The 15,735-nt window shown below is 74.4% G+C and carries 12 protein-coding genes and 1 pseudogene; 4 read left to right on the top strand and 9 right to left on the bottom strand.

Features of this window, described 5'->3' with window-relative positions; translation table 11 throughout:
- Nucleotides 1-23: 23 nt before the first annotated feature.
- The gene (locus ACIG3E_RS31260; protein ID WP_399622925.1) at nucleotides 24-1,049 is read right to left on the bottom strand and encodes a 4-aminobenzoate N-oxygenase; all 1,026 of its coding nucleotides are present in this window, start codon (nucleotides 1,047-1,049) and stop codon (nucleotides 24-26) included.
- 386 nt (nucleotides 1,050-1,435) lie between these two features.
- On the opposite strand from ACIG3E_RS31260, the gene ACIG3E_RS31265 reads away from it, so the two are divergent.
- Entirely contained in the window at nucleotides 1,436-2,953 is a 1,518-nt protein-coding gene (locus tag ACIG3E_RS31265; RefSeq protein WP_399622926.1) for an AMP-binding protein, read from the top strand.
- A 72-nt stretch (nucleotides 2,954-3,025) separates the two neighbouring features.
- Here ACIG3E_RS31265 and ACIG3E_RS31270 read toward each other — a convergent pair whose 3' ends face one another.
- The 4 genes and pseudogenes from ACIG3E_RS31270 to ACIG3E_RS31285 all read right to left on the bottom strand — a co-directional run bounded on the left by ACIG3E_RS31270 (nucleotide 3,026) and on the right by ACIG3E_RS31285 (nucleotide 8,551).
- A complete protein-coding gene (locus ACIG3E_RS31270) occupies nucleotides 3,026-3,778 on the bottom strand; it encodes a BTAD domain-containing putative transcriptional regulator (protein ID WP_399622927.1) in 753 nt (250 codons plus the stop codon).
- 748 nt (nucleotides 3,779-4,526) lie between these two features.
- Nucleotides 4,527-5,504 (bottom strand): annotated as a pseudogene (locus ACIG3E_RS31275) (NAD(P)/FAD-dependent oxidoreductase); the annotation flags it as partial.
- Between the two features lie 50 nt (nucleotides 5,505-5,554).
- Nucleotides 5,555-7,009 (bottom strand): FAD-dependent oxidoreductase, encoded by a 1,455-nt coding sequence (locus ACIG3E_RS31280; protein WP_399622928.1) that lies wholly within the window; start codon nucleotides 7,007-7,009, stop codon nucleotides 5,555-5,557.
- 93 nt (nucleotides 7,010-7,102) lie between these two features.
- Nucleotides 7,103-8,551, bottom strand: a complete 1,449-nt coding sequence (locus tag ACIG3E_RS31285) for an FGGY family carbohydrate kinase (RefSeq protein ID WP_399622929.1) — start codon at nucleotides 8,549-8,551, stop codon at nucleotides 7,103-7,105.
- 326 nt (nucleotides 8,552-8,877) lie between these two features.
- Between ACIG3E_RS31285 and ACIG3E_RS31290 the strand changes: the two genes are divergently transcribed.
- From ACIG3E_RS31290 to ACIG3E_RS31300, 3 genes are all read left to right on the top strand, one after another.
- Entirely contained in the window at nucleotides 8,878-9,873 is a 996-nt protein-coding gene (locus ACIG3E_RS31290) for a hypothetical protein (RefSeq protein ID WP_399622930.1), read from the top strand.
- Nucleotides 9,874-9,970: 97 nt separating this feature from the next.
- On the top strand, nucleotides 9,971-11,497 hold the full coding sequence (locus ACIG3E_RS31295) for an amino acid permease (RefSeq protein ID WP_399622931.1): 1,527 nt from the start codon (nucleotides 9,971-9,973) through the stop codon (nucleotides 11,495-11,497).
- A gap of 173 nt (nucleotides 11,498-11,670) precedes the next feature.
- Nucleotides 11,671-12,642 (top strand): ArsR/SmtB family transcription factor, encoded by a 972-nt coding sequence (locus ACIG3E_RS31300; RefSeq protein WP_399622932.1) that lies wholly within the window; start codon nucleotides 11,671-11,673, stop codon nucleotides 12,640-12,642.
- On the opposite strand, the gene ACIG3E_RS31305 is transcribed toward ACIG3E_RS31300, so the two are convergent.
- From ACIG3E_RS31305 to ACIG3E_RS31320, 4 genes are all read right to left on the bottom strand, one after another.
- A complete protein-coding gene (locus tag ACIG3E_RS31305) occupies nucleotides 12,600-13,079 on the bottom strand; it encodes an ankyrin repeat domain-containing protein (protein ID WP_399622933.1) in 480 nt (159 codons plus the stop codon). The two genes, ACIG3E_RS31300 and ACIG3E_RS31305, sit on opposite strands and share 43 nt — an antisense overlap.
- Before the next feature lie 43 nt (nucleotides 13,080-13,122).
- Nucleotides 13,123-14,253 (bottom strand): hypothetical protein, encoded by a 1,131-nt coding sequence (locus ACIG3E_RS31310; RefSeq protein ID WP_399622934.1) that lies wholly within the window; start codon nucleotides 14,251-14,253, stop codon nucleotides 13,123-13,125.
- A gap of 109 nt (nucleotides 14,254-14,362) precedes the next feature.
- A complete protein-coding gene (locus ACIG3E_RS31315; RefSeq protein WP_399622935.1) occupies nucleotides 14,363-14,941 on the bottom strand; it encodes a GNAT family N-acetyltransferase in 579 nt (192 codons plus the stop codon).
- Between the two features lie 19 nt (nucleotides 14,942-14,960).
- Nucleotides 14,961-15,686, bottom strand: coding sequence for an SDR family NAD(P)-dependent oxidoreductase (locus ACIG3E_RS31320; RefSeq protein WP_399622936.1), 726 nt, complete (start codon nucleotides 15,684-15,686; stop codon nucleotides 14,961-14,963).
- Nucleotides 15,687-15,735: the final 49 nt, after the last annotated feature.

Here is a 15,735-nt window from a genome sequence, read left to right on the forward strand (position 1 = left end):
GTCGGCGCTCGTCGGACGCGGCCTCAGTGGGGCGTCGCCGCGCCGGGCGACCACGCGGGCCGCTCGGGGAAGTCGAAGTCGACCTCGCCCGCCAGGCCCAGCTGTTCGACCATCCGCTGCGCGCCGGAGAAGTCGCGGACGAGCCGCCGCCCGGTGGACGTCGCGCGCAGGTCGCCGACGATCTCGTCGGCGCCGTGGACGCCCGCGGTGGCCAGTTCGAGCCGCAGCGTGGACAGGTCCTGCTCGGCGAAGGCCTCCAGGGCCAGGGGCAGGCAGCGCACCAGGGTGCGGCGCTGCGCGGCGTTCATGCGCGCGTAGAGCTCTCTGACGACCTCGGTGACGACCGAGCCGTGTGCCGTCTCGTCGCGCAGGTGCAGGGTGGTGATCAGGGAGTGCGCGGGCTGGATCGACTCGTCCCTGGCGAGCAGGGCGAGCAGGGAGTTGATGCAGGTCTCGGCCACCGCGCCCCAGACGAGCACGGCGACGTGCCGCTCCCACTCCTCGGGCATCGTGGCGAGGAGCTGGCACAGCCGCCGGTAGGTGACGAGCGGGGGCTGCTCCGGCCGGGTGCGGACGTCGCGCAGCTCGCGGGTGCGGGCGATGGCGAGCATGTGCATGTAGGTGTGGAAGCTCTCGTCCACGACGGCCTGCTGCACGCTCTGGCGGATCAGCGGGTCGTCGCAGCCGGGGAAGACGCCGCACATGACGAGGTCGAAGGCGGGCTCGGCGATGAGGTGTTCGGTGGCGATGACGCGTTCGTTGTAGCCGATCCACAGGCCGGTGAGGACCTGTCGCCGCTGGTCCGGGCGGGCCGCGAGGAAGCGGGGGTGCTCCGCGAACGGCACGATCTCCAGCGGGTAGTCCGGCAGCGCCGGGTCGTAGTCGGCACTCTCCTCCATGGCCTCGGGTCTGGTGGTGACCGCCGCCCGGCGCGGCCAGGCCCGCACCAGGCGGCGCAGGGTCGCGCTGCCGATGCCGTTCTCCTCGGCCCAGCCCCGGGCGGCCCAGGTGGTCACCCCACCGGGCACGCCCGACTCCTCGTATCGCATCGGTCCTCCCCGCGTTCGCACCCGTGGCCCGTGGTGCCGCTGCATCGTCACCGGCCGCTCTTGGCGGTTTCTTGGAGGCGACTTGGCGCGGGCCGACCGAGGCTTTCTGGATGCGGATCGGGGATGTCAGGATGAGGTCCAGGCGCGGTGACGCGGGTGTGTGGCCCCGGCGCGTGCACCGCCAGGAGTGAGCACCACCGCCGTCGTTCCCCTGCGGCCCCGCCCGGTGGGTCCGGGCGCCGCGCCGCCCTTTCCGGTTCTTCGCGCTCCTCGTCCGCACGCGTACTGTTCCGGCCTCGTGCGAGGCCGCCGCGGCCCGCTCCCGTCCGCTGTGTTCGCTCCCTCGCTTCTCCGTTGTCTCCGGCACACCACTGTGAGGACGCATCATGCTCGTTCCGCTCACCATGGCCGACTTCCTCGACCGCGCCGAGGCGGCCGCCGCAGGGCGCACGGCGCTCGTCGACGAGCCTCAGCAGCCGGCTCTCCCGGTGCCGACGACGACGTACGGCTCGCTGCTGCGGCGCATACGGGCCTGGCAGGCGGGTCTGGACGCGCTGGGGATCGGCACCGGCGAGCGGGTGGCCGTCGTCAGCCCCAACTGCTCGCGTCTCCTTGAGCTGTTGTACGCCGTCACGGCGAGCGGGCGGATCTGCGTGCCGGTGAACTACCGGCTCACGCCCGAGGAGATCGCGTACGTCCTGCGCCAGTGCGACGCCTCGGTGGTGTTCGTCGACCCCGACGTCGAGGCGGTCCTCGGCTCGGTCGACGTGCCGAAGCGGTTCGTCCTCGGGGAGCAGACCGAGGCGGAGGTCATGCGCTTCGACGTCGAGCCGCGCCCTTGGGAGCGGCCGGACGAGAACGCGGTGGCGACCCTCAACTACACCTCGGGCACCTCCGCGCGCCCCAAGGGTGTGGCCCTGACGCACCGGAGCATCTGGCTGAACGCGATGACGTTCGGCGTGCACGGGCGGATCTGGGAGGGGGACGTCTATCTGCACACCCTGCCCACGTTCCACTGCAACGGCTGGGGCGTGCCGTTCCTGCTCGCCGGGCTCGGGGCGCGGCAGGTGCTGCTGCGCCGGATCGACGGCATGGAGGTCCTGCGCCGGGTCCAGGAGCACGGCGTGACCCTGGCGTTCGGCGCGCCCGCCGTGTGGGACGCGGTGATCCGGGCGGCCCGCGACTGGCCGGGCGAGGTGCCCGGGCGCGGCAGGACCCGGGTGGTGTGCGCGGGCGCGCCCGTGGACGAGCGGCTCGTCGCCCAGGTCGAGGAGACGCTGGGCTGGGAGTTCCTCCAGGTGTACGGCCTGACCGAGACGACCCTGCTCACCTTCAACCGGCGCCTTCCGGGGGCGCCCGGCAGCGGCGGTCTGACGCGGGCGGGCGCGCCCGCCCTGGGCGTACGGATGCGGACCGGTGAGCGCGGCGAGGTCCTGGCCCGCTCGAACATGGTCCTCGACGGCTACTGGCAGGACGAGCGGGCCGACGGGGACGCGCTGCGCGAGGGGTGGTTCCACACCGGTGACGCGGGCTCCTTCGACGACGAGGGGCACCTCCGGCTCTTCGACCGGCTCAAGGACGTCATCGTCACCGGCGGCGAGAGCGTGTCGTCGGTGGAGGTCGAGGACTGCCTCCTGGGCCATCCGGCCGTCGCGGAGGTGGCCGTCATCGGCGTGCCGGACGAGCGCTGGGGCGAGACCGTCAAGGCGGTGGTGGTGCCCGCCGCGGGCGCCGAGGCGCGCGCGGCGGAGATCATCGCGTACTGCAAGGAGCGCCTGGCCCGGTACAAGGCGCCCACCTCCGTGGACTTCCGGGACGCCCTGCCGCGCACGAGCAACGGCAAGGTGCAGAAGAGTCGGCTCCGCGAGCCCTACTGGGCCCACGAGGACCGGCGCATCCACTGAGGCGCTCCCGCCGCGCCGGGGGCGGAGCGCCGCCGCGGCGCGACGGGCCCCCTCCCCCGGCGCACGCCCGCGTCAGTGCAGCACGCACACCCGCCCGACGAACTCGTCGCGCAGGATCCGGCCGAAGAGCGCGCGCAGTTCGCGTCCGGGGTCCACGCCCAGCTCCTGCGCGAGGGCCCGGCGTATCCGGTGGTAGACGCGCACCGCCTCGGCCTGCCTGCCCACCTCGCACAGGGCGACCATCAGGAGCCAGCCGAGGCGCTCCCGCGTGGGGTACCGGGCGCTGAGCGCGGCCAGTTCGGCCACCACGCTGCCGTTGTCCCTGCCCCAGGCCAGTTCGGCCTCCCACAGGGCCTCCCAGGTCATGAGCCGCAGCTCCTCCAGGCGCGTGGCCTCGCACACGGCGGGTTCGTAGTCGCCGAGCTCCGCGTACGGCGCGCCGCGCCACAGGGCGAGGGACGCCTTCAGGGCCCGGCACGCCTCCGGGTAGCGGCCCGCCCGCAGCAGCCGCCGTCCGGCGCGCAGCTGGTCCTCGAAGCGGCAGGCGTCCACCCGCTCCGACTCCACCGCGAGCAGATAGCCCTGCGGCTCCCTGCGCAGGACGCGGTTGCGGCCCCGGGGCGGGCCGTCCGGCTCCAACTGGCGGCGCAGATGGGACACATAGCTGTGCAGGCTCGCGACCACGTTGCCGGGCGGGCCCGCGGGCCAGATGGCTTCCGTGAGCCGTTCGGTGCCGATCACCTGCCCGGGCGCCAGCAACAGGGCCGAGAGGACCGCGCGCTGGCGCGCGGGGCCCAGCGGCAGCGGCCCCTGGGCCGACCACACCGCCAGCGGCCCAAGAATGTTGAAGGAAAGATTACCGGGTAACACCTCAGGAAATTGCGTCACAGCTTTCACAGCATTCACCATCATTACGTTTTCCCCCTGGTGCCACCCGTTCCCCATAGCCACCCGGTTTCCCCCTCGCGAAGATCGATACGGTGTCGGCGCCGGCGGTCAAGGATCCTGGCCGACCTGCTCCTGTACTTTTCGCTGCGCACTGCATGAGTGAAGAGGGGGAAGCGTTCCCCACATGACCGCGCGTTACTCTAGGCCAGGTTCCCGAGAAGGCACGTCCCCCGCTGATGCGCCGCCGTGGCGTGAAACTGCGGGTTCTTCGGCAGTTTCGCCTGAGATACATTGGGAAGTTGCATAATCCTGTCGAAGATCGTGACTTCCCTCCCGTCAAGGCAGGCCCGGGGCGAGAAGAGGACCGGAGAAACGCAGGGGATCGCGAGCACGTGCCCTGAGGTGACGAGATGGCATTGTTCACCTCTTCCCCGGGCACGGTGAAACGATCACGCAATTCAAGCCAGCCCCGCGCCCGCCGGAACCGCCTCGTCGAATAAGCAACTACCCCGGGAGAAGGCCCGCCCTAAACGAGGCGCGGAGTGGCCGATCCTCCCTGGGAAAGGGGAGAATCCGCCACCCCATTGCCGTGCGCCCGGCACTGCGCCGGTGTGCGCCCGGATCACCCTGTGGTTGACGGTTCATTTTTGGCGTCAATTTTTCGCTATCGGGCGGACGCCGTCGGCGGCCACTCTCCGCACGCCAGAAAGCGCCGGACCGACTCCGCCGCGCGCCGCCCCTCCGCCGTCACCACCCGTGCGGGGGTGACGGCGTGGGCCACATTCCCGACCGCGAACACTCCGGGAAGGCCCGTACGGAAGGCGGCGTCGACGCCGGGGAAGGGCGTGCCGGGCGCGAGCGGCACACCGCCGCGCCGCGCGAGCTCGTGGTCGGGGACGAAGTCACCGGTGAACACCACGGTGTCGCAGACGAGGTGGGCGCCGCGTCCGGTGCGGTGGCGCAGGCGCACGCCCGAAAGGCGCCCCCGGCCCACGAGTTCGACCACGTCCGTCTCCGTGAGCAGGGGGATCCCGTGCCACAGCCGGGCCACGGCGGCGCGCGGGGCCGGGACCTCGCCGCGGGCCGAGGACGTCACGTGGGCGACCACGTCGACGCCCGCGCTCCGCAGCGTGTCCAGGGCCGCGTACGCGACACGCGCGCCGCCGACCACGACCGCCCGGGTGCCGACGTGTTGCCCGAAGAGGTGGACGGCCTGCTGGAGTTCGCCGGTGGTGTAGACGCCCGCGGGTCTGCTGCCCGGCACCAGGCGCGCGGCGCGCGGCCGTTCGCGGGCCCCGGTGGCGAGCACGACGGCCCGCGCGGTGAGCCGCTCCAGGCCGTGCGGCGAGGTCGTGTCGAGGGTGCGGGGGCCCGCCCAGGCGGTGGCCGTGACGCCGGTGCGCACGGTGGCGCCCGCGCGCACGGCCGCCTCGACGCACCGCCGCGCGTACCGGGGCCCGCTCGTGCCGGGGACGGCGAGGCCCGCGACCGTGCGGTCGCCGAAGCCGCCGTGGTGGCAGTGGCGCGGGACGCCGCCCGCCTGCCGCTCCCGCTCCAGGACCTCGACGCGGCCCGCTCCCGCGGCGGCGAGCCCCGCGGCGGTGGCGAGGCCCGCCGGGCCCGCGCCCACGACGAGGACGTCCACCGCGCGTTCGCGTCTCATGGGGGCCTCCCGCCGCGCGCCGCCGCGCGCCGTGTCGCTCGTCTTGTCGTTCATGACCGCGCCGACCGGGCGTGTCCGTCGAGGAGTTGGCGTACGGCGGCTCCGCAGTGGAACCCCTGGCACCGGCCGCCGCGCGCCCGCGTGCGGCGGCGCAGCCCGTCGACGGTGACCGGCGGGACCGTGCTGCGCAGGGCGTCGCGGATCTCCCCGTGGGTGACGCGTTCACAGTGGCAGACGATGGTGCCGTACGCCGGGTCGGCGGCGATCAGCTCCGCGCTCTCGTAGGGGCGCGGGAAGGCCTCGCCCAGGTTCGGCATCCGCACCGGCGCGAGGTCGCGGGCCCCGCCCAGGCGCAGCCCCGCCTCGGCGAGCAGGTCCGTGACGTGCGCCGCGATGGCCAGGGATGCCGTCAGGCCGGTGGAGCGGATGCCGCCGACGGTCACGTAGCGCTGCCGGGGCCAGGCGTCGATGCGGTAGTCGTCGTCATCGGTGGCCGCGCGCAGCCCCGCGTACACGGCGGTGACCTCCTCGTCCAGGAGCGGCGGCAGGACGCGGGCGCCCTGGCGGCGCAGCCCGGCGAGCCCCTCGGCGGTGGAGCCGGTGGCCCGTTTGTCGTCCAGGTCCTCCGCGGTGGGGCCGAGCAGGACGTTGCCGTACACCGTCGGCGCGACGAGGACGCCCTTGCCGAGCGCCGTCGGCACGGGCAGCAGGATGTGGCGCACCAGGTCGCGGGCGAGCTTGTCGAAGACGATGAGCTGGCCGCGCCGGGGCGTGACGGTGAAGGTGTCGTGGCCCAGCATGCGGTCCACGGTGTCGGCGTACAGGCCCGCCGCGTTGACGAGGTAGCGGGTGCGCAGGGGGCCGCGGCCGGTGGTGAGGACGTGCCCGTCCCCGGCCGCGGCGACCGCCGTCACGCGGCAGCGAAGGTGCAGGTCCGCGCCGGAGCGCACGGCCTGTGTCGCGTAGGCGAGCGGCGTCGTCCAGGGGCAGATGACGCTCTCGCCGGGCACGTCGAGGGCGCCGAGGGCCCCGGGGCCGAGGTGGGGCTCGCGGGCCCGCACGGCGGCGGCGTCCAGGAGCCGGGCCGCGTGGTAGCCGTTGCGCACGGCCTTGTCGAGGAGGCCCGGCAGGGCGGCGAGCTGCTCGGCGTCCCAGGCGACCAGGAGCGCGCCGACCGGCTCCACGGGGATGCCGGTCTCGGCCGCGTAGGCGGCGAGCAGCCGCTGCCCCTCGCGGACGAGCCGGGCCTCCAGGGAGCCCGGCGCGGCGTCGAAGCCGGTGTGCAGGATCGCCGTGTTGGCCTTGGACGTGCCCTCGCCCACGTCGTCGGAGGACTCGACCACCGCGATCCGCAGCGGGTACCGGGCCAGTTCGCGGGCGATGGCCGTGCCGACGACGCCCGCGCCGACGACGGTCACGTCGTACGGGTCGTCCGGGAGCGCGCCGGAGCGGGTGACGCGGCCCTGCCGCGCGGCGGTCGTACGGTCGTGTCGCTCGGTGCTCATGGGGTCCGGTCTCGTGCGTCGGAGGGCGTAGGGGCGGTCCGTTCGTGACGCGCGCGGCCCGCCGGTCAGGAGGCGGACCCCGGCGCACGGCGGTCAGGACGGGGGTGTGCGCTCCAGGAGTGCGGTGACCTCGGCGCGGAAGGCGGCGCGGCGCGTCGCGGCCTCGTCCGGGCCGATCCGCGGCTCGTAGACGGCGGCGGGCCGCCACGCGGGGACGACGTCGTCCAGGCCGAGGCGCGGGTCGAGGCCGAGGCGTGCCACCGCGCCCACGCCGAGCGCCGTGACGTCGGGCAGGGCGGAGACCTCGACGGGCCGCTGGAGCAGGTCGGCCTGGGTCTGCATGAGCAGCGCCGAGCGGGTCAGGCCGCCGTCGACGCGCAGGCTCCGCAGGGGCTCGCCGAGGTCGGCGGCCGCGGCGTCGGCGAGCTCGGCGACCTGGGCGGCGAGGCCCTCGCACAGGGCGCGCACCAGGTGTCCGGGGGTGGTGTCGAGGCCGAGCCCGGTCAGGGAGCCGCGCACGTCGCCGCGCCACCAGGGGGCGGCGAGCCCGGCGAGGGCGGGCACGAAGGTGACGCCGCCGCCGTCCGGCACGGCCGAGCCGACCGGGTCGAGGTCCCGCGCGCCCTTGATCACGCCGAGGTCGGTGAGCCAGCGCACGGCGGACGCGGCCGTGTAGACCTGGCCGTCCAGGCAGTAGCTGCTGCGGCCCGCGAGGCGCCAGGCGACGCAGGCGACCAGGCCCGACGGGCCCCGGCGGGGCCGGGCGCCGGTCTGCGCGAGCAGGAACGCGCCGGTGCCGTAGGTGCACTTGGCGGTGCCGGGCGCGGTGACGTCCTGGGCGAGCAGCGCGGCCTGCTGGTCGACGAGGAGGCCGGTCAGCGGGAGCTCGCCGCCGAAGGCCCGGGTGGTGCCGACCTGTTCGGCGGCGTCCACGACCCGGGGCAGCTCCTCGCCGTCGAGGCCGAAGAGGGTGAGGGCGCGCGGGGACCAGGTGACGGCGTCCAGGTCGAGGAGCTGGGTGCGGCCCGCGGTGGCGGCGTCCGTCACGAAGGCGCCGGTGAGCCGGTGGACCAGCCAGGCGTCGCTGGTGGTGACCACGCCGCCGCGGGTGAGGTGGCGGCGTATCCACGCCATCTTGGGGGCGGCGAAGTACGGGTCGAGCGGCAGCCCGGTGAGGTCCTTCAGCTCGTCGGCGTGCTCGGCGAGTTCCGCGCACAGGGGTTCGGCGCGGCGGTCCTGCCAGACCAGGGCGTCGGTGAGGGGCTCGCCGGTCGCCGGGTCCCAGGCGAGGACGGTCTCGCCCTGGTTGGCGAGGCCCACGGCGGCGACCGGCTCGCCCGCGCGGTCCAGGGCCTCGCGTCCGGCGTCGAGCACGGAGGCGAGGAGTTCGCCGGGGCCGACCTCGACCCGGCCGCCGGGCAGATGGCGGGGGCGGACGGGCGCGCTGCCGGAGGCGATCACTCCGCGCTCGGGGCAGACGACGAGGGCCTTGGTGCCGGAGGTGCCCTGGTCAACGGCCAGAACCGGGCCGCCGCCGGTCATCCGCGGCCTCGTCCCCGCCCGGCCGTGCGGGCCGCGCTGTAAGTCGTGATCACGGCGGCAGCCTGCTACAGGGGGCCGGGAGCCGTCAAGGGACGTACATCGCCCAAAGTACGCAAGAGGGGCCGCTGTTGAACAAGTGAGAAACCAAAGTGCGCAACGGCGTGCCGCGTTGACACAAGTTGGTCAAGAAAGATCCGAGGACTGCCCAGTAATCGGAAGTCTCCGCTCTACACTGACCGCCGAACAACAACAGTCTCTCGCACATCAGTTCATCACTCACGGAAACCGCAGCCCACAGCCTCCTGCCCGAGCCCAGAGGACCCCCGATGCCCCTAGCGCGCCCGGTGTATCACCCGGCCGGTCACGACGCGCCGCTGCGCGCCGTGCTCCAGGACCTCAAGGCAGGCCGCTGGGTGTCGACGAGGAACCTGCTCACCGAGACCCCCGACTGGGGCCTGTGGACCCAGCGCACCCAGGTCCTCGCGGCCGCCGTCGCCGGCTCCGACGTGGTGCGGGCCTGGCTCGCCGAGGAGCCGCGCAGCGTCGCCGCCACCGTCCTGCACACCCGGGTCACGGTGGAGCGCGCCCTGCGCGCGCACCGGGCGGGCCACCGCCACACCAACGACCTGTGGCGCGAGGCGAACACCGCCTGCCGCATCGCCTCGCAGACCTCCCCCGAGGACCCCGTGCCGTGGATCTGCCTGCTGGCGCTCGCCCAGCTCGACGAGGGCCAGCGGTGGGACGAGCACCGGGTCGCGGCGCCGGAGCCGATGCTGTTCCCCGGCCCGTGGCAGCTCCTCGCCGAGGCCGACAAGCGCGACCCCGGCAACCGCGAGGCGTACCACCGCATGCTCCAGTTCGCCTACCACCGCAGGCCGGGCGCCCCGCTGACCGAGGCGGTCAACTTCGTGCACTGGGCGTCCGCCGCGGCACCCGCGGGCTCGCCCCTGCACGTGCTCCCGCTGTACGTACGGGTGGAGCGCTACCGCCGCGAGGGCGGCAGCGAGCGGGCGCTCGACCTGCACTGGATCGCGGAGGACGCCACGCGCGGCGCGCTGCGGGCGCTCCAGCTGTGGTTCGACCACACCCAGCCCGAAGCGGCCTCGCTGCTCGACCTCAACTACCTGGCCCACGCGCTGTGGGGCGCGCACCACTTCCACGACGCGGTGCGGGTGTTCGAGGCCCTCGACCCCTTCTACGCCGTCGTGCCGTGGACGTACCGCACCACGTCACCGGGCGACGCGGAGGCCGCCGCCGAGTCCTTCGTGCAGGCCCGGGCGCGGTGCTACCACGCCGCGCGCGGCCCCGGCCCGCGCGGCTGACCCACCGGGCGTCTTACCCCCAGCGACGCCCTTCGTCACCCCCCCCTTGACACACCCCTCACACCCCCGCACCCCCGCTCTCCCCGGAGGTTGATCCGTGTCCCGCACCACCGTGTCGAGTTCTGCCGCGATACCACCGCTCCCCGATGAGGAGCAGCGGCTCAGGGAACTCGGCTACCAGCCCGTCCTGGCCCGCCGCATGGGCGGCTTCGGCAACTTCGCCATCAGCTTCTCCGTCATCTCCATCCTGTCCGGCTGCATGACGCTGTACGGCTTCGGCCTCGGCACCGGCGGGCCCGCGGTGATGATGTGGGGCTGGGCCGGAGTCGGCCTGATGGTCCTGTTCGTGGGCCTGGCCCTGGCCGAGGTCACCAGCGCCTATCCGACCTCCGGCGCGCTCTACTACATGGCGGACCGGCTCGGCGGCAGGCGCTGGGGCTGGTACACGGGCTGGCTCAACCTCCTGGGCCTCCTCGGCGCGATCGCGGGCATCGACTACGGGGCGGCCCTGTTCAGCGGCGCCCTGCTGAGCATGCACACCGACTTCCACCCGACGGCCGGATCCACCTTCGTGATCTTCCTGGGCATCCTGCTGGTGCACGCGCTCCTGAACCTGTTCAACGTCCGGCTCGTCAGCCTCCTCAACTCCATCTCCGTGTGGTGGCACCTGGCGGGCGTCGCGGTGATCGTCGGCGTCCTCGCGATCGTCCCCGACTCGCACCAGTCGCCGTCGTTCGTGTTCGGCGAGTTCGTCAACGACACCGGCTGGGACAGCCCGCTGTACGTGTGCATGATCGGCCTCCTGCTCGCCCAGTACACGTTCTCCGGGTACGACGCCTCCGCGCACCTGTCGGAGGAGACGTCCAACGCCTCGGTGACCGCCGCGCGCGGCATCGTGCGCGCCATCTGGGTCTCCTGGATCGCCGGGTTCGTGCTGCTCGCCGGGCTCACCTTCGCCATCCAGGACTACGTGGGCACCCAGGAGAGCGCGACCGGCGTACCGCCCGCGCAGATCTTCATCGACGGGCTCGGCACCTCCGGCGCCACCGCGCTGCTGCTCATCGTGATCGTGGCCCAGCTGTTCTGCGGCAACGCCGAGACGGCCGCGGCCAGCCGCATGGTCTTCGCCTTCAGCCGCGACAACGCCCTTCCGGGCTCCGCGGTGTGGCGCAAGGTGAGCACCAAGACGCAGGTGCCGGTGCCCGCGGTGTGGCTCTCGGTGGGCCTCGCGGGCGTCATCGCGCTGCCGTCGCTGTACTCCGAGACCGCGTACGGCGCCGTCACCGCCATCAACGTCATCGGCATCACGCCCGCCTACGCCATCCCGGTGCTGCTGCGCCTCAAGGCCGGTGACCGGTTCCAGCCGGGGCCGTGGAACCTGGGCCGCTGGAGCAAGCCCGTGGGCTGGATCGCGGTGTGCTGGGTCGCCTTCGTGACGGTCCTGTTCTGCCTCCCGCAGTCCTCGCCGGTGACCGCCGACACCATGAACTACGCGTCCATCGCGCTCGCCGTGGTCCTGGTCCTCGCCACGATCTGGTGGTTCGTGGCCCGCCGCACCTACAACACCCCGGCCGCGTACGGCACGGACAAGGAGCAGGCGGAGATCGCCGAGGGCATCATCTAGCGCCCTGCCGCGCGGGGCGGGGCCCGACCCCCGTCCGGGCCCCGCCCCGCTCCGCCCCTGCCCGCGCTCCAGTCAACCGGCGTACGCCGGGGCGGAGTGAGGAATTCGACCACGTTCGAATTGGCCGGGTTCCGCGTCGCGCGCGCCACGGGCGGCGCCTAGCATCCGGTGACGTGATCCACGCGCATCTGGACGCGGAGTCCGTCGGCCGGATCCGGCTCGCGATATCCCCGGCGAACGAGGCCGTCTGGTGGCTGCGGTACGCCGTGAGCGGCGGGCGGCACCCGGTGTTCGGCGACCCGGGGGCCGCGGCCCGCTGGGCGCTGCGCCGCCCCGACGTGCGCCTGGTCGCCCAGTGCCTGTCCGTGCCGGGCGGGCCCACGTACATGCCGGACCTCCTGACGCCCAAGCCCGCCGTGGGGCCCGCCCGTCGGGCGTTCGCCGACCAGGTGCAGGCCATCGGCGGCACCCCGCCGGAGGAGGCCGCGTTCCAGGTGTGCGAGATGCGCTTCCTGAACGGGCCGGTGCCCGGGGACGTGCTCGACGCGGTGGAGTCGGGCACGTTCGCCGAGCGGGCGGCCAACGGTCTGAACGAGTTCTGGCAGGACGCCGTGGCCGACGGCTGGAGCGGTCTGAAGGCGGTGCTCGACGCCGATCTGGCGGCCCGCGCCGCGGAGTTGGCCACGTACGGCGTCGGGCACGTCCTCAGGTCCCTGCACTCCGACGTCACCTGGGCCGACGGCTGTCTGACGGTCCGCAAGAACTACGACGAGACCGTCCGCTTCCAGGGCGCCGAGGTGGTCCTGGCCCCCATGGCGGCGTCCTGGCCCCGGGTCAGCGTGCAGCTGGGCGTGCCGGGCAACGCGGTGCTCGGCTACCCGGCCACGGGCATCGGCGCGGCCGCCGACCGGCCCCGGCGCCCGGCCGTGTCCCGGCTCCTCGGCAGGAGCCGGGCCGCGCTGCTCGGCGATCTCGCCGCGCCCCGCACCACGGGCGAACTCGCCGCCCGGCACCGGCTCGCGCCCGCCACGGTCTCCTACCACCTGGGCGTGCTGCACCGCTCGGGCCTGGTCCTGCGCGAGCGCGACCGGAACGTGGTCCTCTACCGCAGGAGCGCGGAGGGCGACGCGCTGCTCGGCGACTGAGGCTCGACGGAACCCTCCCGCGGCACCGCGCCCGCCGCGACGAGGAGGTCGGCCGTCTCCGGGCGGGAGCACGCGCGCGCCCAGTCCAGCGGGGCCCGGCCCCTGCCGTGGTCCTCGCGCAGGTTCGGGTCGGCGCCGTGCGCAAGGAGTTCGCGCACAGTCGCGGTGTGCCCCCAACAGGCCGCCGCGCACAGGGGCGTGCCCTCCGCGCCGAGCCCGGCGCTCTCGGCGTCCGGGGCGGCCCCCGCCCGCAGGAGCACCCGGGCGACGGCCGTCCTGCCGTTCACACAAGCCTCGTACAGCGGGGTGGTGCCCTCGCTGTCGGGGCGCCGCGGGTCGACCCCGGCCCGCAGCAGCGCCCTGACCCGGGAGCTGTCGCCGCTCAGGATGGCCTCGAAGAAGCGGCGGGAGTATTTCTTCCGCTTGCGTTGGTTCACCGGGCCGAGGCTAATCGCCGGACAGCGGGTGTGACCAGCGATTTCAGACGTCGAAGCGCTCCGTGTACGCCTCGGTCGGCGGGTAGGGAGCCGACCTGGTCATCCCCGCCGACCAGAAGCCCGAGGTGCCCGGGACGCGCGCGACGTCGTTGACGTACGGCGAGGGGGCGGGGCCCGCGGGGCCGCGCACGACGGTCCAGGTCCCCGCGTCGTGGCGCAGATACGTGCTGCGGCTCTGGTCCTGGTAGTTCCAGGCCGAGATCCACGCGGGGCGGCCCTGGGCGTCGCCCGCGATCGAGGACAGCGAGCCGAGCGTGAAGCCCGGCTCCACCGTGTTCCAGGCGGTGCCGTCCCAGTGCCGCAGGATGGGGTTTCCGGGGCGTCCCGGCGGCCCGCCGACGCCGAACTCGTTGCCCACCGCCCAGACGTCGTCCGCGGCGACCGGGTGGACGTCGGCGATGGTCTGCCGCAGGCCCAGGAACGACGGCAGCACCGTCCACGAGCCGTTCCAGCGGGCCACGAACCCGACCCAGCCGCCGCCCGACGCCTGGTCGCCGCAGACCCAGACCTCGTCCGGTGTGCGCGGCACCACCCGGTACAGGTTCACGCCCGCCACGGGCAGCGGGTCGAGCCACCGCCACCGCTTCCCGTCCCCGAGCAGCAGCCGGGCCGCACCGCCCCGGGTGCCGCTGATCCACACCCGCCGGTCGGAGCCGACGGCCACCGCGCTCAACCGCACGTCCGGCTCGCCCTTGCCGGGGAAGGCGGCCTCCCGCCAGGTGGTCCGGTCCCAGCGGAGCAGCGGACTCGCGCTGCCGGTGGGCGAGCCCACGCTCCACGCCGCGTCGGCGCAGACCCCGGCGACGTCGCTCAGGCGCCCCTCGTAGGCCAGGTGGGACAGGTCGGTCTTGGCCCAGGCGGTGCCGTTCCAGACCATGGCGAGGGCCCGCGTGGGCGCCGAGGTGCCCTGGCCCTCCTCGCCCACGGCCCAGGCGAGGCCGGGCCCGGCGGCGGCGATCCGGCGCAGCTGCGCGGCCGGGGTGCTGCCGGGCGCGGGCACCGCCTGCCAGTCCCCGGCGCGCGGCGCCGACGCGGCGGCGCGCACGGCGGCCGGGCCGAGCGCGATCCCCGACAGCGCACCGAGCGTCCCTGACACGAATCGTCTTCGTCTCACGACTGGTCCCCTCTCCATGGGCCGGGCGGACAGAGGGGACCACAGTGGGCCGTCCCGAGCGGCGGGGTCTAGGTACGCGGGTGACAAACCGGGGCACCCGCCATCTGCCCTACGGCTCGCGGTCGTTGAGGATGCGCTGGAACAGCCGGTGGTCCTGCCAGGCCCCGTTGATGTGCAGATAGGCGGGGGCGAGGCCGTACTGCGTGAAGCCGCACTTGGCGAGCACCCGCTGCGAGGCCGCGTTGTGCGGCAGGGTGCCCGCCTCCAGGCGGTGAAGGCGCAGATCGGCGTCGGCGGCGGCGCACACCACGGTCACGGCGGCGGTGGCCAGCCCGCGTCCGGCGTACGCCGCGTCCGTCCAGTAGCCGAGGTTGGCGCTGTGGAGCGGGCCGCGGACGATCTGGGAGAGGGCGATGCCTCCGGCGACGACGGGGCCTTCGCCCGTGTCCGCGCCGGACTCGTCCCACAGCAGCCAGCGCGCCCGCGACCCCTCCGCGCGCTCCTGCTCGTACGCGCGCAGGAGCGCGAGCTGACCGGCCGTGGTGAAGAACTCGGGCGGGCGCACCGGGTCCCACGGGCCGAGGTGCGCGCGGCTGCGGTCGTAGGCGCGGGCGAGGGCCTCGGCGTCCGCCGTGGTCGACGGGCGCAGGACGATGTCGTCGGTGAGCTGGACGGTGCGCAGTTCCATGGTCGGCTCCCCCGCCCCGTCACATGCCGCCCGCGACGCGCAGCACCGCGCCCGTCGCGTACGAGGCGTCGTCCGACAGGAGCCAGGACACGGCGCCCGTGATCTCCTCGGGGCGGCCGGAGCGGCCCATGGGGATGCGGTCGGCGAGCTTCGCCGGGCGCTGCGGGTCCTCGTGGAAGTCGGTCCAGATGATGCCCGGGGCCACGCAGTTGACGCGGATGCCGAGGCCCGCGACCTCCTTGGCGAGGCCGACGGTCATGGCGTCCGTGGCGGCCTTCGTGGCGGCGTAGTGGACGTACTGGCCGGGGCTGCCGAGGGTGGCGGCGGCCGAGGAGATGTTCACGATCGCGCCGCCGCCGGTGCGGGTCATGTCGCGCACGGCGCGGCGGGCGCAGAGCAGATAGCCGAGGACGTTCACGTCGAGGGCGCGGCGCATGCCCTGCGCGTCGGCCTCGGCGAGGGGGCCGTTGGGGCCGCTGACGCCCGCGTTGTTCACCAGGCCCGTGACCGGGCCGAGTTCGGCGGCGGCGGTGTCGAAGAGCCGGTCCACGTCGCGCTCGTCCGCCGTGTCGAGGGCGACGGTGACGCAGCGGCGGCCGGTCGCGCGGACGGCGGCCGCGGCCTTCTCGGCGGCCTCGGCGTCCGAGCGGTAGCCGAGGGCTATGTCGTGTCCGTCCTGGGCGAGCCGCAGGGCGACGGCGGCGCCGATGCCGCGGCTGCCGCCGGTGATGACCGTCACGTTCACGGGTGCCTCCGACCGTTCGGGATCTTGTGGCCGCAGTGTAGGCACAGCC

It is taken from the genome of Streptomyces sp. NPDC053474, from assembly GCF_044544845.1.
Classification (GTDB): domain Bacteria; phylum Actinomycetota; class Actinomycetes; order Streptomycetales; family Streptomycetaceae; genus Streptomyces.